The 22545-nt window shown below is 64.5% G+C and carries 21 protein-coding genes and 1 pseudogene; 10 read left to right on the top strand and 12 right to left on the bottom strand.

Features of this window, described 5'->3' with window-relative positions:
* Window positions 1–9 precede the first annotated feature (9 nt).
* Entirely contained in the window at window positions 10–819 is an 810-nt protein-coding gene (locus ACOGXC_RS09930) for a purine-nucleoside phosphorylase (protein WP_419918037.1), read from the top strand.
* On the top strand, window positions 816–2456 hold the full coding sequence (locus tag ACOGXC_RS09925; protein ID WP_419918036.1) for a phospho-sugar mutase: 1641 nt from the start codon (window positions 816–818) through the stop codon (window positions 2454–2456). The genes ACOGXC_RS09930 and ACOGXC_RS09925 overlap by 4 nt, the downstream gene beginning before the upstream one ends.
* 45 nt (window positions 2457–2501) lie before the next feature.
* Here the strand turns inward: ACOGXC_RS09925 and ACOGXC_RS09920 are convergent, their stop codons facing one another.
* Window positions 2502–3434: an aldo/keto reductase gene (locus ACOGXC_RS09920; RefSeq protein WP_419918035.1), complete on the bottom strand. Its 933-nt coding sequence runs from the start codon at window positions 3432–3434 to the stop codon at window positions 2502–2504.
* Window positions 3435–3555: 121 nt separating this feature from the next.
* Complete coding sequence (locus ACOGXC_RS09915; RefSeq protein WP_419918034.1) at window positions 3556–4560, bottom strand: hypothetical protein; 1005 nt, start codon at window positions 4558–4560, stop codon at window positions 3556–3558.
* Between the two features lie 85 nt (window positions 4561–4645).
* Between ACOGXC_RS09915 and ACOGXC_RS09910 the strand changes: the two genes are divergently transcribed.
* The 4 genes from ACOGXC_RS09910 to ACOGXC_RS09895 all read left to right on the top strand — a co-directional run bounded on the left by ACOGXC_RS09910 (window position 4646) and on the right by ACOGXC_RS09895 (window position 8437).
* The gene (locus tag ACOGXC_RS09910) at window positions 4646–5038 is read left to right on the top strand and encodes a DUF3499 family protein (protein WP_419918033.1); all 393 of its coding nucleotides are present in this window, start codon (window positions 4646–4648) and stop codon (window positions 5036–5038) included.
* A gap of 59 nt (window positions 5039–5097) precedes the next feature.
* Window positions 5098–6318 (top strand): amidohydrolase family protein, encoded by a 1221-nt coding sequence (locus tag ACOGXC_RS09905; RefSeq protein WP_419918032.1) that lies wholly within the window; start codon window positions 5098–5100, stop codon window positions 6316–6318.
* A 109-nt stretch (window positions 6319–6427) separates the two neighbouring features.
* Complete coding sequence (locus ACOGXC_RS09900; RefSeq protein ID WP_419918031.1) at window positions 6428–7012, top strand: superoxide dismutase; 585 nt, start codon at window positions 6428–6430, stop codon at window positions 7010–7012.
* A gap of 135 nt (window positions 7013–7147) precedes the next feature.
* Window positions 7148–8437 carry a cytochrome P450 gene (locus ACOGXC_RS09895; RefSeq protein WP_419918030.1) on the top strand — a complete coding sequence of 430 codons (1290 nt, stop codon included), beginning with the start codon at window positions 7148–7150 and terminating at the stop codon, window positions 8435–8437.
* An 84-nt stretch (window positions 8438–8521) separates the two neighbouring features.
* Here ACOGXC_RS09895 and ACOGXC_RS09890 read toward each other — a convergent pair whose 3' ends face one another.
* Window positions 8522–9085, bottom strand: a complete 564-nt coding sequence (locus ACOGXC_RS09890) for a transglycosylase family protein (RefSeq protein ID WP_419918029.1) — start codon at window positions 9083–9085, stop codon at window positions 8522–8524.
* 180 nt (window positions 9086–9265) lie between these two features.
* On the opposite strand from ACOGXC_RS09890, the gene ACOGXC_RS09885 reads away from it, so the two are divergent.
* Both ACOGXC_RS09885 and ACOGXC_RS09880 read left to right on the top strand, forming a co-directional pair.
* On the top strand, window positions 9266–10153 hold the full coding sequence (locus ACOGXC_RS09885) for an ROK family protein (protein ID WP_419918028.1): 888 nt from the start codon (window positions 9266–9268) through the stop codon (window positions 10151–10153).
* 263 nt (window positions 10154–10416) lie between these two features.
* The gene (locus ACOGXC_RS09880; protein WP_419918027.1) at window positions 10417–10854 is read left to right on the top strand and encodes a PIN domain-containing protein; all 438 of its coding nucleotides are present in this window, start codon (window positions 10417–10419) and stop codon (window positions 10852–10854) included.
* A gap of 34 nt (window positions 10855–10888) precedes the next feature.
* On the opposite strand, the gene ACOGXC_RS09875 is transcribed toward ACOGXC_RS09880, so the two are convergent.
* The 6 genes and pseudogenes from ACOGXC_RS09875 to ACOGXC_RS09850 form a co-directional block, all read right to left on the bottom strand.
* On the bottom strand, window positions 10889–11431 hold the full coding sequence (locus tag ACOGXC_RS09875; protein ID WP_419918026.1) for a hypothetical protein: 543 nt from the start codon (window positions 11429–11431) through the stop codon (window positions 10889–10891).
* Between the two features lie 34 nt (window positions 11432–11465).
* Window positions 11466–11792, bottom strand: a complete 327-nt coding sequence (locus tag ACOGXC_RS09870; RefSeq protein ID WP_419918025.1) for a helix-turn-helix domain-containing protein — start codon at window positions 11790–11792, stop codon at window positions 11466–11468.
* Between the two features lie 110 nt (window positions 11793–11902).
* Window positions 11903–13318 carry a phosphotransferase family protein gene (locus ACOGXC_RS09865; RefSeq protein WP_419918024.1) on the bottom strand — a complete coding sequence of 472 codons (1416 nt, stop codon included), beginning with the start codon at window positions 13316–13318 and terminating at the stop codon, window positions 11903–11905.
* Window positions 13319–13324: 6 nt separating this feature from the next.
* Entirely contained in the window at window positions 13325–13831 is a 507-nt protein-coding gene (locus ACOGXC_RS09860; RefSeq protein WP_419918023.1) for an acyl-CoA dehydrogenase family protein, read from the bottom strand.
* A 35-nt stretch (window positions 13832–13866) separates the two neighbouring features.
* A pseudogene (locus ACOGXC_RS09855) lies at window positions 13867–14016 on the bottom strand (acyl-CoA dehydrogenase family protein); the annotation flags it as partial.
* Between the two features lie 144 nt (window positions 14017–14160).
* Window positions 14161–14955 (bottom strand): enoyl-CoA hydratase/isomerase family protein, encoded by a 795-nt coding sequence (locus ACOGXC_RS09850; RefSeq protein ID WP_419918022.1) that lies wholly within the window; start codon window positions 14953–14955, stop codon window positions 14161–14163.
* Window positions 14956–15073: 118 nt separating this feature from the next.
* Between ACOGXC_RS09850 and ACOGXC_RS09845 the strand changes: the two genes are divergently transcribed.
* Window positions 15074–15994, top strand: coding sequence for a Dyp-type peroxidase (locus ACOGXC_RS09845; RefSeq protein WP_419918021.1), 921 nt, complete (start codon window positions 15074–15076; stop codon window positions 15992–15994).
* An 88-nt stretch (window positions 15995–16082) separates the two neighbouring features.
* A complete protein-coding gene (locus tag ACOGXC_RS09840) occupies window positions 16083–16457 on the top strand; it encodes an NYN domain-containing protein (protein WP_419918020.1) in 375 nt (124 codons plus the stop codon).
* Window positions 16458–16658: 201 nt separating this feature from the next.
* On the opposite strand, the gene ACOGXC_RS09835 is transcribed toward ACOGXC_RS09840, so the two are convergent.
* From ACOGXC_RS09835 to ACOGXC_RS09825, 3 genes are all read right to left on the bottom strand, one after another.
* Window positions 16659–19385 (bottom strand): RCC1 domain-containing protein, encoded by a 2727-nt coding sequence (locus ACOGXC_RS09835; RefSeq protein WP_419918019.1) that lies wholly within the window; start codon window positions 19383–19385, stop codon window positions 16659–16661.
* Window positions 19386–19760: 375 nt separating this feature from the next.
* Window positions 19761–20993: a cytochrome P450 gene (locus ACOGXC_RS09830; RefSeq protein ID WP_419918018.1), complete on the bottom strand. Its 1233-nt coding sequence runs from the start codon at window positions 20991–20993 to the stop codon at window positions 19761–19763.
* Window positions 20994–21173: 180 nt separating this feature from the next.
* Window positions 21174–22538 carry an ABC transporter substrate-binding protein gene (locus ACOGXC_RS09825; protein ID WP_419918017.1) on the bottom strand — a complete coding sequence of 455 codons (1365 nt, stop codon included), beginning with the start codon at window positions 22536–22538 and terminating at the stop codon, window positions 21174–21176.
* Between the last annotated feature and the right edge of the window lie 7 nt (window positions 22539–22545).

Genomic DNA, 22545 nt, shown 5'->3' with positions numbered 1-22545 from the left:
CATCGGGGTATGAATCCGTTTGAGCGGGCCGAGCGGGCCGGTATCGAGTTGGTTGAGCGCTTGGGGGGTTCTTTCGACACCGCGGTGGTGCTGGGGTCGGGCTGGGCGGAGGTGGCCGGCAAGCTGGGCACGGTAAAAGGGGAGGTTGCCGCGGAGGCGGTTTCGGGTTTCCACTCCCCCTCGGTGCCCGGCCACGGGGGAACGATACGGGCAGCGGACCGGGGGGATCGGCGCGTGCTGGTGATGGCTGGTCGGGTGCATCTGTACGAGGGGCATTCCCCAGCCGATGTGGTTCATGGAGTGCGGGCCGCGGTGATGGCCGGATGCTCCCATGTGGTGCTCACCAACGCAGCCGGATCCCTGAATCCCAGTATCGGGGTGGGCCAACCGGTGTTGATCAGCGACCACATCAACCTCACCGGGTTGTCGCCTCTATCGGGCCCAGCGCCACCCGAGGGCTATCCCATCCGGTTCACCGACCTCACCGATCTTTACTCCTCCCGCATCCGTGAGGCGGCACGCCGTGCCGATCCGGCAATCGCCGAGGGGGTTTACGCCGGACTGGTGGGACCGCATTTCGAAACTCCCGCCGAGATCACCATGCTGGCTCGCATGGGGGCCGACCTCGTGGGGATGTCCACGGTGCTCGAAGCCATAGCCGCTCGCCACCTTGGGGCCGAGGTGACCGGAGTGTCGCTGGCTACCAACATGGCGGCGGGGATGGGGGGCACGCTGGATCATAAAGAGGTGCTGGAGGCGGGTCAGGCCGCGCAGGGCCGGGTGGTTGCGGTGCTGGGAACCGTCATCGGTTCGCGGTGAACTTCCCTGCTCCCACCCCCGAGGAGTGGCTGGCAGCCGACCCCGATCCGGTGACCCGGGCCGAGCTTCAAGAACTGATGGCCAGCGGCGACCGGGAGGGGATCGCCGACCGGTTCGGTGATCGGCTCCGGTTCGGCACCGCCGGCATCAGGGGTCCGATGGGGGCCGGCCCGAACCGGATGAACCGGGTGGTGGTACGCCAGTTCGCGGCCGCTTTGGCGGGGTGGCTCCCCGAAAGCGCCGGGGTGGTGATAGGCCACGATGCCCGCCTGAACTCCGACATGTTTGCCAGCGATATAGCGCTGTTGCTGGCCGCGGCTGGTTGCCGGCCGCTGTTGCTGGCCCCCCAATCGCCCACCCCGGTGCTGGCCTTTGCCGTTACCCACTTCGGTGCGCAGGCCGGGGTGATGGTAACTGCGAGCCATAACCCTCCCGGCGACAACGGCCTCAAGCTGTACCTGGCCGACGGCGCTCAAGTCATCCCCCCATACGATCACGAGATGGAAGCGGCCATGGCCGCCCAGCCGCTGCCCCCAGCCGGCCTGCCGCCGCGGGGGCCGGATCCGCAGTGGCCACAAAGCGTGGATGTGGTCGATGAGTACTTGAACACCATCTTGTCCAACGTGACCCTTTACGGAGCATTCCACCCCCTGGCCTACACCCCGCTCCAGGGTGTCGGCCTCCCCGTTCTCACCCGTGCTCTGGAGCGCATCGGCAACGGCCTGCCCTTCGTGGTGGAGGACGAGGCCGAGCCCGATCCCCAGTTCCGCAACGTGGTCTCACCCAACCCCGAGAACCACGACACCCTGGCCAAGGTCATCCGCCGGGCCGTCCAGATCGACACCCCTTTGGCCCTGGCCACCGATCCCGACGCCGACCGGATGGCGGCTGCGGTGTGGGCTTACGAGAACGAGTGGCGCGTTCTCACCGGCGACGAGATCGGGGCGCTGCTATGCGACTGGATGTTGAGCACAACCCGCGGGGGCGACGAGCGGGTGGTGGCCAGCAGCATTGTCTCGGGCCGGCTGGTGGGGCGCATTGCCGAGGCTCGGGGTGCCACCCATGTGGAGACCTTGACGGGGTTCAAGTGGATCGCCCGGGCGGCCGACAACCTCCAGCCGCGGGCCGATGGCCGCCGGTGGAGGCTGGTTTTCGGCTACGAGGAGGCCCTGGGTTATGCCTGCAACGAGAAGGTTCGCGACAAGGACGGCATCAGCGCCGCGCTGCATTTCGTGGCCCTGTGCCGGGCGCTGGTGGCAGAGGATGGCTGGGCCCCCATCCAGCGGCTGCAAGTCCTGATGGAGGAGTTCGGCCTCCACCGCACCGAGCAGGTCGTGGTCAAGCTGCACGGGCGGGTGGGCTCGGAGGTGATGGACACGATTCGCCGAGCCCGACCCGACCGGTTGGGTGCAATCGAGGTGGTAGAGGCAACCGACTATCGAGATGGAGTGGGCGGGCTTCACCCCGCTGACGTGCTCCGGTTCGATCTGGCCGACGGCAGCCGGGTGTCGCTGCGTCCCAGCGGTACCGAGCCCCTCATCAAGGGCTACATGGAAGTGGTCGGCGACGTCCGCTTTCCCGACCCCCTGCCCAGCCTGAGCGAGGCGGTCCGGGAGTTGATCCTCGATCTTTTGTAACGCCGGGTCACCTACGAAGCAGCCGGGGCTTTTAACAATTTGGATCTATGAGGCCAGCGCGGCGATCTCGGACCGTTCATCGGGGCTCATGGCCCAGTTGGCCGCAGCCACGTTGGAGTTCACCTGGGAGGGTTTGGTGGCACCGCAGATGACGGTAGCCACTGCCGGGTTGGACACCAGCCACCCGATGGCCAGCTCCAGGATGCTGCGGTCCTGATCGGCGGCGTAGGCCGTGAGCCTCTCCACCGCGGCCAGCTTGCCCTCGCTCAAGAACATGTCCCGCATCTCACCCTTCCACATCGACAGGCGGGTTCCCTCGGGAGGGGTCAACCCGGAGTACTTGCCGGTCAGCAGCCCGGACTCCAGGGGGAAGTAGGGCACCACCGCCATGGAGTTGCGCTCGCAGGCTTCCACAACCCCGTCTTCTTCCACGCTGCGGGTTAGCACCGAATAGTAGTTCTGCACGCTGGCGTACTTGCCGGCTCCGGTTTCGGCGGCGGTACCGGTGGCCTCGTCGATCTGGTCGGCAGAAAAGTTGGAGCAGCCGATCTCCAGCACCTTGCCTTGTTCCACCAGCTCTGCCAGCGCCCCCAAGGTCTCGGCCTGGGGAGTTTCGGGATCGGGCATGTGGAGTTGGTAGTGGTCGATGCGGTCGGTGTTGAGCCGAAGCAAGCTGGCGTCCACGGCTTTTCTGATCCAGGCCGGATCGCCGCCCCGCCGGCCCTCGGGCACCGCTCCAGGGTGACCGAACTTTGTGGCCACCACCACTTGGTCGCGCCGCCGGCCCAGGGCCGCTCCGAGGAACTCCTCGGACTTTCCCCGGCCGTACAGATCGGCGGTGTCGAAGTAGTTGATCCCGGCATCGATAGCGGCATCCACCACCGCCTGGGTGGCATCGGCATCGATGGTCATGCCGAAGTTGTTGCACCCCAGCCCCACCACCGAAACCGGCAAGCATCCAAGGTTGCGCTTTTCCATACGGTTGACCTTATAGGGGTTGGGCGACTGCCGTGCTTTTCAAGAAAGCCCGGGGGCAGATGCAGGGCAAACGCAGGGCAGGCAGGGCAGAGATGCAGGGCATTCGGGGGTTTTGGATTGCTTACTGGTGGGCGGCTTGCTCGTAGATGTCGGGGGCCAGTTCTCCCTGGAGGTGGCCGGCCCGGACCGCGGCCACCTCGTTCACGGCCACGGTGGCTTTTCGCAGGCAGCAGGCTATGCCGACCGTGGGTAAGTCACCGGTGGTGACAACCACGTGGCCGTAGCGGTCGCCCACGTTGAGGGAGTCGGCGAACCCGGGCTCGAAGAGGGCAGGGGATCGGAGCCGGTCGATCCACTGCATGCCGATTTCCACCGCTGCAAGCCGGTAGGCGGATCGGGAGCCAACCGAAGCCAGTTGGGCTCGAACGGCATCGACTTCACCGCTCGGGCCATCGAGATCCACCATTATCCCTTTCTCAAAGGTCAGGGTTACCGGCGACCGGGCGTACCATCCCATCGGCAGCCAGATGTCGCCGGGGGACATCACGACCGTGCCCTCGGCGGTTCCCGGGGCCGGGGCCACCCCGATAATCCCCCGGGGCCATTCCGCCACCGTCCCCGGGGTGGTGACCAGCCCATCGTGCTTCCACCGGTGAGCACCGTTCAGACCCATTCGCAGGTTCGTGCCCCCGGAATCACCGACGTTCAGCTCCTGGCCGGCTTCCAGCAGGGCCAGTCCCCGGCTCGCTCGGCGGCTCAACCCGGTATGGGGGACGAGACCCCGTAGGTCCTCGATGCCATCGGCCACCACGGACAGCACTCGGGAGCAGGGGGGGACCATTGTTTGGAGGGTATCGAGATGGTTGCGCAAGAGGTTGACGACCATCTCGGGCGGATCGGGGCCCCCCAGGTTTGCTTCCTGGCCGTTCAGGGTCTGATCGTTCATTAGAACCGTATGGGAGTGGGCTCCCACGTGGGTCAACGCTTCGGAGGCTGCTCTTACCAGTAGGGGGTCGGTGTAGTCGTCGGCCAGCACCACCCCGATCTTGTTCGCGGATACCCGGCAAAGCTCCAACTGGCGGGCCAGTGTGGCTACTGCCCGGTGCGTGGCCGCGTTTGTTCCCACACCCCCATTGTCTAGGGGTTCAACCGCACAGGCGCAACCGGTGGGGATCCGCCATCGGGCTCGCTGGTGGGGGTAGCTTTTCGATATGTCGGAAACGTTCTGTGCGCGGGTTTTGTGTGCCGAGCCTGCATCGGCGGCCCTGCTGATAAATGCCCGTGAGTTGTCGGCCCATGTGGTTGACATCCGTGAGGAGACCAGCATCACCGGCGTACCCCTGTGCGGTGGCCATGCCGACGGGGTGGTCGTGCCCTCGGGATGGACCCAGCAGGACATGCGCTCGCCGGTTGTGATTGCCGAAAAGGAGCCCGAGCTGGTTCTTCTTGACGATGCCCGTTCGGATCGGTCCGAGGAGGAGCTGATTCTTTTCGACGATGCCCGTTCGGATCGGTCCGAAGCCGAGGAGGAGGTGGCCGAGGCCGCGGGAGGAGAGGTTCCCCCGCTGCTCAAGAGGGCGTTCCGAGCCGCCGGGCTCGACTGAGCAAGCTGCGGATCCACGGCCCATAGCGCTGCCGGTACCGATGGTCGTAGGCTGCGTCCATGACCATCGTCGATATCCACGAGAAGCCCAGCGACCTGCTGCTTCCTGATCCGGACCCCCAGCGTGTTCGCTACACCCTCATTTCGGTTGACGACCACCTGGTGGAGCCGCCCTGGCTGTTCGAGGGTCGGGTGCCGGCCCGCTATGCCGACCGGGCCCCGAAGGTGATCGAGCGCGAGGACGGTGGCCAGCACTGGGAGTTCGACGGGCAGGTTTACCCCCAGCTCGGTCTGAACGCCCTGGTGGGGCGGGCCGACCGCAATGACTTCACCATGGAGCCGGCCCGCTTCTCCGACATGCGCCGGGGTTCCTGGGACATCAAGGCCCGCATCCACGACATGGATCTGGGCGGCATCTGGGCATCGATCTGCTTTCCCAGCCAGATAACCGGGTTCTGCGGCCGGGTCTATTCCGACTGCTCGGATCCGGATCTGGGCCTGGCGGTCACCCGGGCGTTCAATGACTGGGTTTATGAGGAGTGGTGGGGCTCCTACCCCGAGCGGATCATTCCCATGGGCATCACCTGGCTCAAGGATGCCGATCTGGCCGCGGCTGAGATCCGTCGCAACGCGGCGCGGGGTTTCGTGGCCGTCACCCTGCCCGAGATACCTCACAACATCGGGCTGCCGTCCATTCACGGTGACTGGTGGGATCCGGTGTGGCGGGCCTGCGAGGAGACCGGCACGGTGATCTGCCTGCACGTGGCGTCATCGGGGCATGTCATGCCCAAGGATCCCGGCGGCCCGGCACTGGGGGTGGGGGCCACCATGTTCCAGATGCACGCCTACACCGCGGCGGCCGACTGGGTGTGGTCGGGCATCCCGGTGCGCTATCCCGACATCAAGATAGCCATGTCGGAGGGGGGCTGCGGATGGCTGCCCATCATGTACGACCGGCTCAAGCACCAGATCGAAATCTCCGGCCACGGCCGGGACATGTGGCCCGGGGGAACCGAAATCGGCCCCCATGAGGTGCTGTTGCGGAACTTCTACTACTGCACCATCAACGACCCGTCGTCCATCGACGCGGTGATCGCTCTGAATCTGGACAACACCATGGTGGAGACCGACTATCCCCACGCCGACTCCACCTGGCCCGAATGCCAGGACACCCTGGAGTTGAAGCTGGGGCATCTGAGCGACGACGTCATCCGCAAGCTCACCCACGAGAACGCGGCCCGCCTGTTCCGCCACCCGCTGCCCGCCACCCGCCTCCCGTAGCTACCGCCGCCGGTGGGGGTGGCTGGTGTCTATGGCTGCTGGTGTCTACGGCTACGAGTATCTACGGCTACGAGTCCGGGTCTGCCTGCCGGTACCGTGTTGTTCCGTTATGGCGTTTGCGCTCCCACCCCTTCCCTACGGACACCACGAACTTGAACCCTATGTGAGTGCCGACACGCTGAGGTTTCATTACGATCGCCATCACGCCGGCTACGTGTCCAACCTCAACCGCCTGGTGGCCGGTACCCAGTGGGAGGGTGCCGGGTTGGACGAGGTTGTGGTGGGCGCTGAGGGCCCCATTTTCAACAATGCGGCCCAGATATGGAACCACACCTTCTACTGGCATTCCATGAGCCCCGACGGGGGCGGCACCCCCTCGGGACCCCTGGGTGCGGCCATCGTGGAGGCCTTCGGATCGATCGGCGGGTTTCGCCAGCGGTTCGCCGACGCGTCGGTGGGGCTGTTCGGCTCGGGCTGGACCTGGCTGGTGGCCGATGAGGGGGGCCTTGAGATAGTGCAGACGGCCAACGCCGACCTACCCCTGAGGCATGGCCGGCGGGCCCTGCTGGTGGTGGACGTGTGGGAGCACGCCTACTACCTCGACTACCAGAACGCTCGGGCCACCTACGTGGAGGCGTTCCTCGACCATCTGGTCAACTGGGAGTTCGCGGCCCGGAACTTCGCCGTGGGCTGAGGGTTTTGCTCTCCATATCTGTGGAGGTCGAAAAGTTCGCGGCCCGGAACTTCGCCGTGGGCTGAGGGTTTTGCTCTCCATATCTGTGGAGGTCGAAAAGTTCGCGGCCCGGAACTTCGCCTAGCATCTCTGCTCATGGCAACTGTCGAGGTGAACCAGCCTGTTCAGGTGAACCAGACCGTTCAGGGTAACCAGCCCGTTCAGGTGAACCAGCCCGTCGATCTGCTGGATGGGTTCATGTATGCCCGGGATCCATGGCCGGTCTACACCTGGCTGAGGCAGAACGACCCGGTGCACTGGGATGCCCGCAACGAGATCTGGGGGGTGTCCCGTCACGCCGACGTGTTGGCGGTGGAGAAGAACACCGATCGGTACAGCTCGGCTTCGGGCAGTCGCCCCAGAATCGACATGTCCGACTCCATGATCAACATGGACGACCCCGACCATCAGCGCCAGCGGATGCTGGTGGCCCGGGAGTTCACCCCCCGGGCGGTGCGAAAGATGGAGGACCGGATCCGGGCGGTGGTCACCGAGCTGATCGACCGGGTGTTGCCCCGGGGATGTTGTGATGTGGTTTACGACCTGGCAGCCCCCTTGCCGGCCTACATGATCGGCGAGAAGCTGGGCTACCCACCCGAGCTGTGGCCCCGGGTCATGCACTGGTCCGAGGCCACCATGCAGGGCGGTGGTGGCCCCGCCTTCCACACCGTTCAGGGGGATCGGGCCATCGAGGAGTGGGGGATGATTACCTACGAGCTGGTCCAGAAGCGCAAGTCCGATCCCCAGGACGACCTCATCTCCATGTGGGCCCACAAGGAGCTGGACGGTAAGCCGCTGAGCGACGAGGACATCATGCACGAGGTGTTGCTGGTGCTGGACGGCGGTGCCGAGACCACCCGTACCGTGATCGGCACCACCTGCCTGGCCCTGATGGACAATCCCGACCAGCGCCAGATCCTCATCGACGAGCCCGAGGTGATCGGCGAGACCGCGGTGGAGGAGTTCATCCGCTACGTGTCGCCCATCCTGAACATGCGCCGCACGGTGACCACCACCCACGAGCTGCACGGCAGGACCCTCAACGAGGGCGATCAGGTGCTGTTGATGTACGCCTCGGCCAACCGCGACCCCGAGGCGTTCGAGAACCCCGACAAGTTGGATGTGCGCCGCGATGCCCGCCACCATCTTTCCTTCGGCTTCGGTACCCATTTCTGCCTGGGGGCATCGCTGGCCCGGCTGGAGCTGAAGGTGATGTTCGAGGAGCTGGTGCGCCGGATGCCCGACATGCGGCTGGAGCCCTTCTACGAGCCCCGATTCCGTCCCGGTGCCTTCACCCGGGGTCTGGAGGGGCTGAACGTGGAGTTCACCCCCGGCGAACCCGAGGGCGACGGCGCTCTGGGCCTGTTTCCCATAACGGTGCGGTGACGGCCACGGCGGGCATTCCTGGGGGTGTGGCCCCCGATGGGCCGCCCGAATCGGAGGGTTGATCGCCGGTGTGGCTGGGGTGGTTCACTCTGCTCGGAAGGGGGCAGCGCAGGCCGGCCAGGGTTGCCATCCCCGTTCTTCGTGGAGGCGGTAGGCCATGCGGTCCTGATCGGTGGGGGTGGCGTTGCGGGGGTCCACTCCCACCAGGTGCGGGTAGTGGCGCTCGGCCACCCCGTTCCAGGTGCTTTGGAGAAACTGGTAGGCACCCAGGTAGGGCCCGGCGGGATTGAGGGTTTGGTAGTTGCCGCCCGATTCGCATTGGCGGAGTTGTTCCCACTGGGCTTCGGTGGTCCCCGCGGGCAGTACGGGGGTTGAATCGGCGCAGCCGCCGGGGACCAGTTGGGTGTCGATGTCGAACAGGCATCGGTAGTTGTTCAGCAACGACTCCTGGGCCACGATCAAAGCCTCCTGCTGAGAGATGAGCGCCTCTTGGCGGGTGATCAGATCATCCCGCCAGCCGTCCCCGGCTTGGTCGTTACCGGCTTGGTCGTTACCGGCCTGGCTTCCTGCTGGAGACGCAGCCATGCCGAGGATGAGCGCTACCGCCATCACCAGCGTGGCGGCGTGGCGGCGTGGGCGTATGGTCATTGTCTAACCCTCCCTGGTTGGACGGTAAACAATATCCATAGCCTGCTGATCCGCCACCCGACCAGGTTGAGCCCTTTAGCATCCCCGCGGTTGCCTATCTTTGGCTGAGAGTTTGGCAACGGCGAAGTGTGGTTGGTTCGGAGCCCCTTTAGCATCCCCGCGGTTGCCTATCTTGGGCTGATGGAGATTTCGCTGGATGGTCCGGTGCTGGCCCTGGACATCGGGGGTACCAAGGTGGCGGGGGGTGTGGTCACTCCCGCCGGGCAGGTGCTGTGTCGCCGGCAGGTGCCGACCGTCGGCCCCGATGGCGAGGCCCTGTTCGCCCGGGTGGAGGGCCTGGCCCGAGCGGTGCTTGCGGAACACGGCGAGCCGGTGGCGGCTTGCGGAGTGGGCTGCGGCGGCCCGGCCCGGGGCGGCCACCGGCTGGTCTCGCCCCTCAACATCGGCATCTGGCGGGATTTCCCCCTGCGGGATCGGCTGTGCGATGCGCTCCAACTGCCGGTGGTGGTGGAAAACGACGCCAAGGCCCTGGCTCTGGCCGAAGGATGGGTGGGGGCGGCCACCGGGGTGGACAACTACCTGGCCATGGTGGTGTCCACCGGGGTGGGGGGCGGCATCGTGCTGGATGGGCGGCTGCTGGATGGCACCGACGGGAACGCCGGGCACATTGGTCATGTCTTCGTCACCGAGGGTGGGCGGGCCGATGCTGCCGGTGCGGTGGGCCTGCTGGAGGGGCAGGCCTCGGGCTTGGCCATAGCCGACCTGCTCAATGGTCGCCCCCCGGCGGATGCTCCCCCGCAGGTGCGCCGGCGGGTGGGCACGCTGGTGGGTCGGGGAGTCGGTTCGGTGGCCAATCTGCTGGACCTGCGCCTGGCGGTGGTGGGCGGCTCGGTGGCGCTGGGCTACGGCGACGACTTCTTCGGTGCCGCCCAGGCGGAGATCGACCGCATCTGCCGCCTGGACCACTCCCGGGGTACCCGGATAGTTCCCAGCCCCCTCGGCCCCGACGGCGGCATCATTGGCGCCGCTGCCGCCGTTGATCACGGTATCACTAAATTCGTGATATAGTGATACCGTGAAAATCAAAAGCCTGAGAAATGTGACAATCAGCCTGGATGAAGAGACAGCCCGTTGGGCTCGAGTTGAAGCGGCCCGGCACGACAAGAGCCTGTCGCGCTTCGTAAGCGAGATGTTGCGTGAGTTGATGTCCGGTGCCGGCTCCTACGAACGGGCGCGGCAGTCATACCTGAGTCGAGAACCGATCCCGTTGGGCACTCACGGCCAGAGATACCCAAGTCGCGACGAGGTGCACCAGAGGTGAAAGCCTTTCTATGAAGGTATTTGTGGATACGAACGTGCTGGTTTATGCCAGGGATGCTTCTGAACCCGGTAAGCAAAATCGAGCGCAGGCTTGGATGGAGCAACTCTGGGTGTCCAAGACGGGATGCACGAGCGTTCAAGTCCTGAATGAGTTCTACGTAACGGTAACTCGTAAGTTGACACCGGCAATGCCTTTGCAGCAAGCCCGCGCTGATGTAGCAGACCTTCAGGAGTGGAATCCGGTGCCACTGGATGCGGCCCTGTTGGACTCTACTTGGGTGGTAGAGGACCAATTTGGCTTGTCCTACTGGGACTCGCTTATCGTCGCGGCCGCCTGGTCGACTGGTTGCGCCCTTTTGCTTACCGAAGATCTACAGGACGGATTGAGTCTTGACGGGTTGGAGGTAATGAACCCGTTCAACCATCACCCGGATACCGTTTTGTTATAGCCGAGGAGCATCTGTGTCCGAACCGGCTAACCGGTCAGGGGTTACTGAGTAGAGCGGCTAGGCGGTTGAACCGGGGGTCTTCATCGCTGGTGATCCGTCCCGTCCAGCGGAGAGCCTCGGCGGCATCGATGTAGGTTCGGTGCGCGACCATGGCCTCTATGTCGATCCAGTCCTTGGGTCTGTCGAACACTGCTTTGCACACGCACAGGTGGGTGGCGGAGAGCACGCGGATCGTCTGGTCGGCGAACGGCACGATGATGGCCGCACGGTCGGCTGCGGAATGGAAGGGGTCGTAGGAAAAGAAGAGATCAATCGGGGTGTTGTCCCACATGATCCGGGTTTGGCTGTCACGGGTTACCGCTTCGACTGCTGCGGGGGTGCCGGCTCCGAGCGGGCTCAGCAGGTCGAGCACTTCCACTGCTCGTTCCACGGGCACGAATACGTTGACATCGATGTCGATCGTGGCTCTGGGCTCGGCGTGATAGCCAAGCGCAATTGCCCCACCGAACGCGTGAGGGATGGTCCGAAGTGCCCGATCCATGGCGATGATCTTGCCGGGTAGTGATAGCAAGGTCATCATGTTTAGCGGTAGCCGGCTAGTGGTAGCCCGGTCATGTGGAGTCGATCCGGGGGTAGGTGACCGTGGCGCGGTTGGAATGCCCGATAGCGTCGGCCAAAAGGAGCACATCCACGAGTCGGGCAGCGTGCTCCTCCGGGCTCAGAGGTGGAGCAAGGTCGGGAGGTTCGGGTGCTAGCCGGAGTTCAAGGCGGCTACCTGCGGCGGCGAGGAGCCTTCGCAGGGTACGAGTCGTGGGGTCTCGTTGCCCGCGCTCGTAGGCTGAAACGACCGGTTGGCTGGTACCGGCGCGTGCGGCCAGCTCCGCCTGAGTCAGACCGTGGCGCTGCCGTGCCGCTCGAATAAGGTCTGCTGATTCCATAGCCAGGAGCCTAACATATCGCTTCGTCTATGTGGCTTGTTATGGGACTACTACATCCGGCGTTGGGGTTCTCAATCCCGGAAGGTTTGGCACGTCCTCCGTTGGAGTCCTTAATCCCGGAAGGTTTGGATGCGGGCGTGGCGGGCCATGGCCGAACCGGCGGGGCCGAGGAGCATCTGGGCCCGCAGGTTGCGCCGGTGGAACAGCTTGACCAGAGCCTCGTCGTAGCGGTGGGTGTCGGCGTTGGCCAAAACGAACCGCTCCAGCTCGGTCTCGCCCTCCAACCATGACTCCGGCCGGTGGCCGAGTAGTTGATGGAGGTCGTCCAGGTCGGCCTCCGACACGGCATCGCCGATCTCGTCCACCCGGGCCGCATGGCGGGCCATGCGGAACATGGTGCGAAGCCGGTAGCGCAAGTACTCGTCGTCGACCTGCACGGTTCGCAGATTGCGCACCAGGTGGGTCAGCACCACCTCGGCCCGGGACTCGCGGGGCTGGGGCATCTCCACGACTGGTAGCTCCACGTCGAGGATCTCGGCCAGGGCCTCGGTGGCGAACAGGTTGGTCTCGCAGCACCATTGCAGGTTGGTCATCAGGTCGGAATCCGGTGCCGGTTCCCGCAGCGCGGCCCCCAGGGGAAGCTGGTTGGTGAGGGTGAACATGAAGTGGTGGCGCTGGATGGCATCCAGGTCCACCGGTTCACCGGAAAGCTCGCTGTAGCGATCGTAGAGCCGGGCGAAGTTGCCGAAGCCGAGCACGGTGTCCCGCATGCGCCACGCCGCCAGGTCCATCATCGGGTCACCGATGTGGCCGATCTCCACATCCAGCACCGCCAGCACCCGACCGTTCGAATGGTGGAACTGGCCCGAGTCCCACACGATTACCGATTCCCGGCCCCGGGAGAACGGGGGGTTGCGCCGGAGCCAGCCCAGGCTGAACTCGATGAACGGGTCGGGATGTTTCTTCACCCGGCGGAACACCGCCTCGTAGCGACCCATCCCGAGCAAGCCCGACTCCTCGGATCGGTCGGCTCGCATGATCCCGGCGGCGGCGAAGGGTTCGACATCGAGGGCGTGCATCCGGGCGAGGATTTGCAGGTAGTCGTCCACCACCGCGTCACGCTCGGCATCGGAGGTTTGCTCGAAGTGGTTCTCGCCGGGTACCCGGTCCATGACGTAGGCCATGGGGTCGTCGATCCAGCCGTGCACCCGGGCCACCGGGATGCCGTGATCGCCGAGCATGGCCTGAAGACGCATCTCGTGGTCCAGGGGGAAGATCAGCGGCATGTCGGTGCGGTCGCCCCGCACGCAAAGTTCCAGACGGGTTCCGTCGCGCTCCAGGTCGGCGAACCACACCGGCCGCCAGCGGGCCTGGCGGGCGATCCGGACCACCCTGCCCCCCAGGTTCTCCTCCAGCCAGGCCCGCACCCTGCCGGTTGGGGGATCCTCGGTTGTGGTTGGGGTACCGGCCCGAGGTGGGTTAGGGGTTGGCTGATCCTCGGTTGGGGTTGTGTCGCGGTCGGTCATGCTTTTCTACTCCCTTGCCAGCTTGAGGCGGTTCGAGATGTTGTTCCGCTGGATGGCGGAGGAGCCACCGATGATGGGCATCGCCAGCACGTCGCGCACGTAGCGCTCCATGTCGAAGTCCTGAACGTAACCGTAGGCCCCCATCACCTGTTGCATGGACAGCACGATGTCCTTGGCGGTGTCGCACACGAACAGCTTGGCCATGGAGGTCTCCACCGGTGCCGGTTCGCCCGCATCCAGCAGGCCGGCGGCGTGGTAGGTCATCAGGCGGGCGGCCAGCAGTTGGGTGCGGGCCTCGGCGAGCAGGTGGCGGATGGATTGGTGGCTGCTGATCGGCCGGCCGAACTGGACCCGCTCCTCGGCATAGCCCCAGGCGTCCTCGACCGCGGCGGCGGCAATCCCCAGGGCCATGGCGGCCACCTCGATCTTCTCCACGTCCAGCCCCGGGCCGACCAGCTTGGTCCACCCCTGGTTCCAACCCTCGTCGCCGCCGATGATGTAGCCGGCCGGCACAGCTCCTCGATCACGATCATGGTGGCGGTTATGTCCCGCCCCGACCCTCCGTAGCGCTCGGGGATGGTGATACCGAACAGCCCCAGATCGGACAGTTCGGCCAGTACGTCCCGGTCGATCCCGTTGTCCCGATCCCACTGCCGGGCCCGCTCCCGGGGGACCCTCGCCTCCACGAACCGCCGCATGGTCTCCCGCAGGAGCCCGTGGTGCTCGGCTTCCCGGGGGTGGTCCATGGCGGTCCTGGCCTCCGAACGCCTATCTTGTTGATTGGCAACGTGGTGTTCGGCTTCCCGGGGGTGGTCCATGGCGGTCCTCCGTTCGTTCTCGCCCTAGCGGCCGATGAACTCGGGGGTTTCCTTGGCCAGGAAGGCATCCAGGGCAATCACGAAGTCCTCGGTCATCATGGTGATCCCCTCGGTGGAAGCGGCCCGGTCCGTTACCGCGCCGGCCACCTGGCGCAGCCCGGCGTTTATGGATGCCTTGGTGAACTTGATGGCCAGCCGGGCCCCGTCGCGCATGCGCTCGGCCATGGCCTGCACGGTGCCGTCCAACTCGTCGGCGGCCACGCACTCCGTGATCAGGCCGATCTCGGCTGCTTGGGGGGCCTTGATCGGATCACCGGTCAGCAGGTAGCGCCGGGCCCGGGCGTAACCCACAAGCTGGGGCCACAGCAGGGCGCCCCCGTCGCCGGCCACCAAACCCACCGCCACGTGGGGGTCGCCGAACACCGACCGCGGCGAGGCGTAGACGAAGTCGCAGTACAGCGCGAGCGAGCAGCCCAGTCCCACCGCCGGACCGTCCACCTTGGCCAGGATGGGCTTCTCCAGGGTGAGCGCCGACTCGGTGATGCGACGATCGGCGCGAATGACCCGCTCGACCTCGGCCACGTTCCCGGCCAGGTTGCGCAGCCACCCGATGTCACCGCCGGCACAGAACGCCCCGCCCGCCCCGGTGAGGATGGCCACGTCGGTGCCGGGGTCCTGATCCAGGTCGGTGAACACCCGGGTCAGATCGTCGTGCAGCACCGGGTCGATGGCGTTTCGGGCCTCGGGCCGGTTGAGCAGCACCGTGGTGATGCGGTCCACGGTGGAAACTTCCAGAGCGCCGTAGTCGTCGGGGTTCATCGGCTCCTCCTGCTGCGGGGGTGGGGGGTCATCTCGAATTTTTCGTCTTCAAGATGCATCAGCCCGGTAATAGTGTCAGACTTCGTGCAGGGTCAACGTTTTCAAGGAGGAATGAATAATGGCGACCTGGCAGCCGGCAATTTTCAACGAGATGGGCAAGTACCAGTGGTACGTACACCTCAGCCGCGGCGATGACGCCGATCTGGGGGCAATCAAGTCGGCGATCTCCGATTGCCGCCGCAACTGCGATGCTCAGGGGATCAACCTGGTGATCGGGCTCGGCCCCACCCTTCTGGCCGACCTGACCGATGATGTTCCCGGCGATTTCCAGCCCTATCACACGGTGGAGTCCATGGACGGCAGCGGCCGTGAGGCCAAGGGCACCCAGGAGGAGCTGCTGCTATGGATGACCCACGACGAGAAGGATCTGGTGTGGAAGGCCCAGTGGGATGCTCGCCAGGCCCTGAACGCTGCGGGTATGAACGTGGCCCGGGAAACCCCCACCTTCATCTACGGTGACAGCCTGGACATGACCGGTTTCATCGACGGTACCGGTAATCCGGCCGATGAGGATCAGCCCGCGGTGGCCATCATTCCCGACGGGGAGGCCGGTGCGGGGGGCAGCTTCATCATCGCCCAGCGCTGGGTCCACGACCTGGTGGCCTGGGAGAAGCTGGATGTGGCCACCCAGGAGGTGAACTTCGGTCGTACCAAGGCCGACTCCACCCGGCTGGACCAGCAGGCCCCGCATTCGCACCTTTCCCACGTGGAGTTGCGCGCGGGCGACACCGCCGATGCCTCCAAGCCCAAGCGGGACGAGATTGCCCGCCGCTCCACGCCGTATGCCTTCCACGACGGCACCGTGGGGCTCTACTTCATGGCCTTCTGCAAGACCCAGGCCCCGTTCCGGGAGCGCATGGATGCCATGTACGGTCGAAATGGCCAGGTGCGCGACATGCTCACCGACTTCTCCAACCCGGCCTCGGGCAGCTACTACTTCGCCCCATCGGTGGAGTGCCTGGACTCCAGCCTGGCTTAGCCAAACGCCTGGCATTGCCAAACGGCCGGGTCTAGCCCCGCCGTGCTGGTGGTTGATGCCAGGCGGGGGAAAGCGCAGATGACCCGCCGTGCTGGTGGTTGATGCCATGAACGTCATCGGGTGTCGCCCCGATGGTTGGTGGAGCGACCGGTACGGCGCGCTGGCGCGGTTGGTCGAGGACTTGGACAGCGCCGGGGTTCCGGCTCTGGTGATTGCCGACGGTGCCCCGGTGCCCGGCCTTCCCTCGGGACGCTACGGCCCGGTTGAGCTCGCCTACGCCTCCCGGCGCGGCCCCAACGCGGCCGACGATCGCATCGCCCAGGAGGTGGCCTCCATGGATGACCCGTCGGCGGCCACCGTGGTCACCTCCGACCGCGACCTGGCCCGCCGGGTCCGCCGTAGCGGTGGCGTGGTGGTCGGGGCCCGAGCCTTCCGCGACCGCCTGGACCACCGCCTGGGGTAACCCCCCCCCCCCCCCGACCGTTTACGTATGCTTGAGTAGAAGGAGCTCTTCACGGATACGACGCAGTCAGGCGGTGCAGCCAATTTGGCGATAGGTGACTGGCAAGCGCGTGACTAGGTACGCACCGGGGCTATCAAGATGTATGTGTTGCTTTGGGAAGTCTGTTAGCCGGTGATGCCTGGGGGGGGGGGGGGGGAATGTTTAGCGGGCCCAGCATTCGACTCTGTTGTTGTCGCTGCGGATGCCACAGTTGTGGGCGAGGCCTCCTGTGAGTTGCTTGAACTGGTGATTGGGTGGGGCCTGTACCTGGTTCCATAAGTGGGACCAGCAGTGGGTGGTAGCGTCGGTGCGAATAGCACACGCGTGATAGGTGCCTGCGGCAATATGCGTGAACTGCCCTGCTGGGCCACTAGCACCCTGCCACCAGCAGTGGACCGTGCTGTCGGTGAGGATACCACACCAGTGAGATCTGCTGCCTATAGCGATTTCTGTGAATCTGTGATGCGATTGGGGTGAGTGCGACTTCCCGTCGGGCCATCGTGACCAGCATGAGACTGAACCGTTGGTGCGGATACCGCACACTTGAGAGTTTTGCGCTGCAACTGCCGTGAACTTGCCTTCGGGTGGCGACGACTGCCCTAAGCCGTTTTCTCCCCAACAGGTGATCGCTTCGTCTGATTTGCGGATCGCGCATCCGAACCCGTAGCCGGTTGCCACGGCGCTGTACTTGCCGGAGGGCGGGGTGGCTATACCGGGTCCCCAGCAAGTAAGGGAGTGATTGTTGCGTCGGATAGCGCACGTATGGTAGTCACCAGCGTCTATGTCAATGAACCTTCCTGGCGGTGGAGACAGCCTGTCTTCGCCTGGTGCGCCGTCACCCCAACAGGCAAGCTTATGATTGTTACGAATACCGCAGACATGAGACAAACCCGAGGTTATTTTCCTAAACCCGTGGGACGGAGCTTGCGGCATCTCAATGTGGTGCGATCCCCCGCCCCAGCATTGCAAGTGATTATCACTTCTGACTGCACAATGATAGCCGACATGCCCAGAGATCGTTTTGAAGCTGCTGTTTGATGAGTATGAGTCTCTCAGCGTACCGTCACCGCTCCAGCAACCCTTCGTGCCGTCCGTTCGGATGGCACAGGTGCCATAGTGTCCCGGAGCTGCATATTTGAAGGTTCCTGCGGGAGCGGTCACAGATATAGCAGGCCTGTCGAAGGGGCCGATGTTGCCCCAGCAGGCGAGGGTGTCGTTCATACGGATGGCGCATGAATGGTAAATCCCAGCAAACACTGCTTTGAACGTGCCCGCGGGTGCCGGGGATCTGATTAACGATTGCGTGGAACTGCCCCAGGGATTGTTCCAACTGCCACCCCAGCACAGTAGTGTGTCGTCGGTCTTGATTGCGCAGGTGTGGTGACCGCCTGCGGCTACAGCCTTGAAAGTATTGTTAGTGGAAGGATAGTAAGCTTGCTTGTAGTCGTTGTGGCCCCAGCAGACCACGTTGTCCTGGCTGTTGATTCCGCAAGTATGCTGACCGCCTGCTGAAACTGCTTTGAACGCGCCCGCCGGTGGAGTGGATTGCCCGTAACGGTTAGAACCCCAGCACTGGATGCTGCTGTCGCTGCTGCGGATAGCACACGAATGAGCGGCGTGGTAACGTTGATAGTGCCGACGGTAAATAAACGCGTTTTCCTCGCCGCCGGTGGTGATGGCTGTAAACGTTCCTGAAGGTGCGGTAATTTCCCCATAATTGTTACTTCCCCAGCAGGTGACCGTGCCGTCAACGCGTAGTGCGCAGGAGTGGCCGTAGCTGGCGCTGAAGTCTTGGTACTGGCCGGTGGGCACAACCTCTTCGTTGTCGTCATCTTCATCTTCGTTGCTGTCGTCATCGTCCCCATCTTCATCATCTTTGCTGTCGTCGTCATCTTCGCCGTCTTTGCTGTCGCCATCTTTGTCGGTGGAGGATTTGTCATCGTTGTCTTTGTCAGGGGGGTTCTCTTCGCTTTCGTTGCCTTCATCATCTTCGTTTTCATCGTCGCCGTCTTGGGCTTTTCCTGGGTTTTTGACTTTTGATGGGTCCGGCGATTTGGATGCTGTGAACTTGGCTGATGCGCTGGTGGATGACCAACTGCTACAACTATTCGAATAGGGGTACACATCAACCTTATATTCCGCACCCAAGACGAGATCGACTAGCTCCAGACTGTCACCGGGATAATCTACATTTTTGACAGCGACCGGCTTTCCACCATCGTCGTAGACATATACCCAGTAATTCGAGGTAGCACAGTTCGACGCATTCTTGGATGCTGTACCGCGTGTCCACGACAGAGTCGCACCTTTATCGACCGGGGCAATGCTGAGCGTGATTGGAGCATCCACCGAAACGGCCGTCTTTACCACCGGCACCGCAGTGGGGGTTGGGGTTGGGGTAGCCGTGGGTGTTGGAGTGGCCGTGGGTGTAGCCGTGGGTGTAGCCGTGGGTGTGGGTGTGGGTGTGGCCGTGGGTGTGGGTGTGGCCGTGGGTGTGGCCGTGGGTGTGGGTGTGGGTGTGGCCGTGGGAGTAGGGATGTCGTCATCTTGGATTTGGGCCTGGACTTGGGCTTCTGCGCCGTTGACTTCTGGGAGGGTTGTTTTTATGTAGGTGGTGCCGTTGGTGCGGGACCACTTGTTGCAGGTGCTGGAGTAGGCGTAGATCTGCACCAGGTAGCCGGTTAGCGGGGTCAGGCCTTCCGCCTCCAGGCTGCTAACGGGATGGGCCACAGTCTTTGCGAAGATGGTGTCGCGGGCATCGTTGAGGACTGTCACCGCGTAGCGCGAGGTGGGGCAGGCAGCCGCTTCAGACGATGCCTTGCCTCTGGTCCAGGTGATGGACGCTCCCTCGCTTCGGGGTGTCGCGGTTACGATGATCGGAGCGTCCACCTCGGCAGCCCCGGCCTCGGCGTGTACCGCGGGCTCCTGAGCGCTGTACAGCACCGCAGCAACCAGCACCGTTGCCACCCCCAGCCAAGCCCACAAGCTCAAAGCACGGCCAACCCCGCCAAGCAAACCTGAAAACCCGGACCCTGCCGACCAACGCTGCATCGCCGTATCCATCCCTTTCGCCGCTTCAAAAGCTACATCAAGACTTTAGCCCTTGAACCGGCACTCGTCCTATCCCTATCGAACCCAAGGCCAGCAACCGTTCCCGATTGGAGGAGAGAAGAGATATTGACACCGCCATGCGGAGCAGCCGATCCGGCGGTAGGTGTATGGCAAGTGCGGTCAGTTGTTGGCGCAGGTGTATGGCAAGAGCGGTCAGTTGTTGGCGTGGAGCATCACGTGCAGGCTGGTGGGGGAGCGCAGCACGATGCCGGTGTCGGGGGGAACGTCGCCGGCGAACTCGAAGTGGTCGAACCGGTCGAGCAGGTATTCCAGGGTCCGTTCCATCTCCAGCTTGGCCAGCAGGGAGCCGGTGCAGGTGTGGGGGCCGCCGCCGAACGCCCGCACCGGGCCTATCGGGGTGTAGTTGGGGCGTTCCTCACCCACGAAGCGGCCGACATCGAACACCTCGGGGTTGTCGAATCGGGAGGGGTCGTGGTTGGCGCTGGAGACGAAGGCAACAACCTTGCTGCCCCCGGGGATGGTCACGCCGGCCACCTCGTTGTCGTGCTTGGCCATGCGGATGGTCACATGCACCGGGGGCCGGTAACGAAGAATCTCGGTGACCGCGGAGCTGACCAGGTTGGGATCGTCCTTCAGGCGCTGCCACTGCTCGGGCTCCAGGATGAGGTGTTTCACCAGGTTGGCCAGGGCCCGGTCGGTGGTCTCGATCCCGGCTGAGAGCAAGAACGCGGTGAAGCTGCGGACCTCGTCGTCGGACAGGCGCTCGCCCTCGTATTCCATGGAGCACAGATCGGACAGCAGCTCGTCGCCGGGGCAGGTCCGGCGCTGTTCGATACCCGGGGTGACGAAGGCGAACAGCTCGTCGCGAGCTGCCTCCCCCCGGGCGTGGACCACCGGGTCGCGGGTCACATTCGAGGTTCCCGCGGCGACAATGTCGTTGTACCAGCTCCGGAAGTTGCCGGCCTCACCCATGTCCATCAGCTCCGCGATCGCTCCCAGCGGTACCGGCTCGGTGAGTCCCCGGCGCAGATCGGCGGTCTCGGGGGCGACGGGCAGCCGGTCGCCGTACTCGTGGACCAACCCCGAGACGATCTCCTCTATGGTCGAGCCCAGGTGACGGGGGCTGCGCAATCGCTTGGCGATGATGGCATCCTTGCGGCGGTGCTCATCACCCGACATTTGCAGGATGGCCCGGCCGAAGATGCTGGACGTGCCCGGCTGGTTCATCAGCGGCCCGAAGCGGTCGCCGCCCTCCAGCATCGCAGTGATGTCATCCCACCGGGTCAGCACCCAGGCCTGGAGCGGTTCGCTCCAAAGGGCCGGGGCCTCCTCCCGCATCCGGTCAAAAATGGGGAACGGGTCGGCCCCCTCGTTGGCGGTCAGGTAGGCAGTGAAGCTCTCAGAGATCGAGTTGGTGCCCGTCATCGGCGTGTCCCCCTATTGCGGTTTCTCGAAGGGTAGTCGTTCGGTCAAGGGTGGTTCGGGCGAAGGAGGCCACGAACGGAGCCGGCCGCCGACCGTGAGGCTCCTGCCCCAAAGCCGGCGGCCGTAGCTCACCTGGATCTCTGGTTCAACCCCGCAGGGCTGTCCGCAGGGCTGTCCGGGTCAGCCGATCTCGATTCCGTACTCGCCGTCGAAGGAGTCGCTGTAGAACTCGAAGGGGTTGGCCGGCACCATTCCACCGGTGGCAGGATCCAGCGAGAACGCAGCCCCGCACTGACTGTGGTGCGGGTGCGAACTCCAATCGATCGGGCAGGTTAGGCCCATGGTGTCGTAAGCGCCCTTGAGTGCCTCGGTGAGGCTCTCGCGGCTCAACTCGCCGGTTTCGGCCGCCCTCATCACTGCTTGCTCGAACACGTATCCGTTCAGGAAACCGTGGGCGAAGTTCAAGTTGAGGTGCTCGCCGTCATGGCCGGCCAGCGCCGCGCACCGCTCCATCTCGGCCGAAGCCTCGATGTTGTTGTTGGCGGTGAGGAACGAGTGCATCCCGAAGGTTTGATCGCTGATTGACGCTGGGCCTTCCGTCCAGATCGAGTTGGCGGCGATGCCGTGAATGCCGATGATGGGGATTTCGGTGATGCCGGCGTCGGCCATGCCCTGCATCACCACCAACCCGGCGGCGGGCGAGCCATGCAAGGTGACGTAGTTCACGCCCTCGTCATCAATACCGGCTTGCAACTCCACCATCTGGGCGGTGACCTCGGTGGCCCCGGGGGCAACGTAGAGGGTATTGACGTAGGTGCCTCCGGCCCTTTCTATGGACTGCTCCACGTAGGCGGCGAACTCGGTACCCGAGGGCACCTCGAGGCTGATGCCCATTACCACGGCTTTCTCGATGCCACCCACATCGGCTGCGATCTGGCCGGTCGCCAGGTCGGCCTGGTCGCCGTAGTGGGCCAGGTTGTTGAAGTACTGGTCGCCCTCGAGCTGGATGTCGATGGTCTGGGGCGGGCCTATCACCGGCAGGTTCATGGCTTCGATGTCGGGTTGCAACTGGGTGCTTATGTGCGAGCCGCCCAGCCCCACAAGGGCGAGAACCTTGTCGTCCTCGGTGAGCTTGGTGAAGTTGATGGCCGCGGTCTCGGCGCTGAACTGGTCGTCCTCGGGCAGGTAGTCGATGGTGCGCCCCAGCACCCCGCCCCGCTCGTTGACGCATTCGAAGTAGGCCTCGCTGCCGTGGCTGTTGAACGACTGCGAGGAGGCGGTCGGGCCGGTCAGGTCGCCCATCCAGCCGACCTTGATGGAACTCGACGTAACCCCGTTGTCCGGGTTGTCGGGTACCGACATCTCGCCGTCGTCCGTCCCGTCGGAGCTGTCACCCATCCCGTCGGAGCCAGAATCCTGGGTTGGAGCTTCCGTCGGTGCCGGTGTGGCTGCTTGGTCATCACCGTCGTCATCGTTGCCGCATGCTGCCGCGAGCAGTGCAAAAGCGAACAGCGCAACGATGAGCCTGAGCCAGCGTCGATTCATGAGTTTT

The sequence above is a fragment of the Candidatus Poriferisocius sp. genome (assembly GCF_965202595.1).
Lineage (GTDB): Bacteria > Actinomycetota > Acidimicrobiia > Acidimicrobiales > Bin134 > Poriferisocius.
The sequence above is the reverse complement of the archived record's forward strand: the minus strand, read 5'-3'. Positions and strand labels throughout refer to the sequence as shown.

What these genes read in the sequence shown, in the direction of transcription:
- ACOGXC_RS09825 (WP_419918017.1), bottom strand. Translation starts at nt 22,538, where the DNA reads ATGAATCGACGCTGGCTCAGGCTCATCGTTGCGCTGTTCGCTTTTGCA.
- ACOGXC_RS09865 (WP_419918024.1), bottom strand. Translation starts at nt 13,318, where the DNA reads ATGACCGACCGCGACACAACCCCAACCGAGGATCAGCCAACCCCTAAC.
- ACOGXC_RS09920 (WP_419918035.1), bottom strand. Translation starts at nt 3,434, where the DNA reads ATGGAAAAGCGCAACCTTGGATGCTTGCCGGTTTCGGTGGTGGGGCTG.
- ACOGXC_RS09870 (WP_419918025.1), bottom strand. Translation starts at nt 11,792, where the DNA reads ATGGAATCAGCAGACCTTATTCGAGCGGCACGGCAGCGCCACGGTCTG.
- ACOGXC_RS09880 (WP_419918027.1), top strand. Translation starts at nt 10,417, where the DNA reads ATGAAGGTATTTGTGGATACGAACGTGCTGGTTTATGCCAGGGATGCT.
- ACOGXC_RS09930 (WP_419918037.1), top strand. Translation starts at nt 10, where the DNA reads ATGAATCCGTTTGAGCGGGCCGAGCGGGCCGGTATCGAGTTGGTTGAG.
- ACOGXC_RS09830 (WP_419918018.1), bottom strand. Translation starts at nt 20,993, where the DNA reads ATGACGGGCACCAACTCGATCTCTGAGAGCTTCACTGCCTACCTGACC.
- ACOGXC_RS09900 (WP_419918031.1), top strand. Translation starts at nt 6,428, where the DNA reads ATGGCGTTTGCGCTCCCACCCCTTCCCTACGGACACCACGAACTTGAA.
- ACOGXC_RS09910 (WP_419918033.1), top strand. Translation starts at nt 4,646, where the DNA reads ATGTCGGAAACGTTCTGTGCGCGGGTTTTGTGTGCCGAGCCTGCATCG.
- ACOGXC_RS09885 (WP_419918028.1), top strand. Translation starts at nt 9,266, where the DNA reads ATGGAGATTTCGCTGGATGGTCCGGTGCTGGCCCTGGACATCGGGGGT.
- ACOGXC_RS09850 (WP_419918022.1), bottom strand. Translation starts at nt 14,955, where the DNA reads ATGAACCCCGACGACTACGGCGCTCTGGAAGTTTCCACCGTGGACCGC.
- ACOGXC_RS09875 (WP_419918026.1), bottom strand. Translation starts at nt 11,431, where the DNA reads ATGACCTTGCTATCACTACCCGGCAAGATCATCGCCATGGATCGGGCA.
- ACOGXC_RS09905 (WP_419918032.1), top strand. Translation starts at nt 5,098, where the DNA reads ATGACCATCGTCGATATCCACGAGAAGCCCAGCGACCTGCTGCTTCCT.
- ACOGXC_RS09890 (WP_419918029.1), bottom strand. Translation starts at nt 9,085, where the DNA reads ATGACCATACGCCCACGCCGCCACGCCGCCACGCTGGTGATGGCGGTA.
- ACOGXC_RS09895 (WP_419918030.1), top strand. Translation starts at nt 7,148, where the DNA reads ATGGCAACTGTCGAGGTGAACCAGCCTGTTCAGGTGAACCAGACCGTT.
- ACOGXC_RS09845 (WP_419918021.1), top strand. Translation starts at nt 15,074, where the DNA reads ATGGCGACCTGGCAGCCGGCAATTTTCAACGAGATGGGCAAGTACCAG.